At 60.6% G+C, this 2,269-nt stretch carries 2 pseudogenes; both read right to left on the minus strand.

The window, feature by feature from the left end:
* A pseudogene (locus ACGFYN_RS48050) lies at nt 1–379 on the minus strand (transposase family protein); the annotation flags it as partial.
* Between the two features lie 1,510 nt (nt 380–1,889).
* Nucleotides 1,890–2,269 (minus strand): annotated as a pseudogene (locus ACGFYN_RS48055) (SAM-dependent methyltransferase); the annotation flags it as partial.

The following is a 2,269-nucleotide window of genomic DNA, read 5'->3' on the forward strand; positions in this document are numbered from 1 at the left end:
CTGCACGTTCACCCCGTGTCGACGGTGCTTGTGGGAGTAGTCGGCGCGGCTGTCGCCGACCCGGTCGCACTGCGAGGGTGCCGGCCCGCAGGACGTAGGCGGGGTCGGCCTCGCGCAGCGCGCGCAGCAGGCCGGGCGCGCGATCGGCGAGCAGGCCGATCACCGCGGTCGTCCAGGCGTGGGCGGTGCCGAGGGAGACACCGAAGCCGGCAGCGGGTTGCGCGAGGGTGTTGTGCCGGTGCAGGTACATCAGAGCGACGAGAGCACGCTGGTGCAGCGGGAGTTTGCAGCGGCGCTCACCCTCGCGGGTGACGTTGAGCATCGTGACCCACTCGACCAGGGCATGGGGCAGGTCGAGTGCGGCAGGACAGAAAACCAACAAGGCTCCTGTGCCAGCGAGTTGAGACGTCGAACACCTCTCTCAACGGCACGGGAGCCTTGTCCGTTGCGGACGGCTACGTCCTCACCCGATCAGCGGCCAGGCTGAAAGACCTCCGTGACTCAAGCGCGTCATCTCTTGACAGCTCTTCAAGATCCTTGAACGCTCCGACCGGAACGACAAGAGCTCACTTGAAGAACCGCCCCAAGTGGCTTGATGCGATATAGAAGCCTCGGGGCGAACAAGCTCCGCAACCACGGCCACACCCAAGGTGGCCGCTGGACTCCTCGAGATGTCCTATCCAGCCTTTCACCTGGCCCCTCGACCCCCTGGGCACGCCCTGGATGGCCACTAAACCAAGATCAAAGAACTCTGCAACAGTCCTGCCCCGACCTCATCGCAGGGGGTTGTCTACAGCTCTTGACGATTACTCAAGACTCAACTCCCGGAAATTGAGGAGCGATCGACACTAGCCAGCATGCAGTGGCGGGAGTACCTTCGGGCGCAATCAATCTCAGCCGGAAGAATGGGGTGAATTCCGTGAGATTCAGGAAATCTGTTGCCACGGTCTCGGTTGCCATCGCGGCGAGTGTAGAAATTCTGCTTCCTGCCACCTCTGCCCACGCCTGGGCCCCGCCGACATGTATTGCCGGGACTCCGCCACTTTCAGAGCCCGGATTGCCGGAGGGAGTGAAAATGGAGGCATGTGTCTATTCGGAAGATTGGCGGGATGACGCGACGGTGACCGGCAGGATCATCGTGAGAAACGATTCACCCCTTCCGGTGGTCCTGAACGGTGTCTCGGTGAGCCTCGAGAAACTCCTCAAGGATCCGAAGGGAACGGACACGGTCCTGATGAAACTCTCAGGCTACACATGCGCTACTTCGTATCCGATTATCCTTACACCCAAACATATGACGACATGCTATGGGGGGACCTATAATTGGACTCATTCGACAGAGACGGCTTTTGGGTATACTTTTCAGGGGATTAAGGGCCTGATAGTCTCTGGAGGGGTTAGTTCCTTTAATGGAATAACCAATAAGTGGGTTTCTTCCCATGTAAGTACCCCCCCATACCCGTATGGCTGCCCCTACGAGGCAGTTGGCGAGAGTTGTCAATTCTCTCTTGACTCTCCTTATGCCCATTGATCTTCTTTCATCCTGGGGTCTGAGGAGTGAATAAGGCTGGTCAGCCAAGCAGTGACATGGCGAAGCCCCTCGTCGTTGGTCTGGAACAGGCCGACGACCGGGGGCCTCGTTGGTTCCGTATCCCTCCATGCTCGGCATCCCGGTCCTCGCCGACCGTGCCTATATATAGGGGCCGGACCATGGGCGACAACAACCCTCAGACGCCCGCCGGGCCGTGACCTCACACCCCACCCAACAGACACGCAGCATGACTCCTCGTCCGAGGCGTAGCGTTGACCGCCTGAACCCGCACCGATGAGAGGGCGCAAGCGTCCTGCGAGCAACCGCGCGGTCCTGCCAGGGACTGAGAGCCCGGTGTCTATACCTTGCTCGCGACCACCCTGTAGTTCTCAGCCTCAAGATCGAACGTGCTCACTTCCGTCTGGAGTCCGACCCGGTGCAGCTCGACTTCGAGTTCCTCGTATCGGTAGGGCCAGCAGGACAGCAGTTCCGAGCGGACAAGAACCAGCCCAGTCGCATCAACTTGGGCGATCGCAATCTCGATGTGGTGCTCCTCCTCCCAATGCGGCGCAATCTCCCAGCGGTAGACCACAACGGCATCGCGACCGTTTCGTCGGACGAGTCGGTCCCTGATGTCCAGCCAGGAACCTCTGGCCCTCACGAGTTCCCAAGTGCGGGATGTGAGTACCACGCGCCCGCCGGGGCGCAGAAGCCGTGACATCGACTCCAGAGCAGCAC

The sequence above is a fragment of the Streptomyces sp. NPDC048419 genome (assembly GCF_043200415.1).
Lineage (GTDB): Bacteria > Actinomycetota > Actinomycetes > Streptomycetales > Streptomycetaceae > Streptomyces.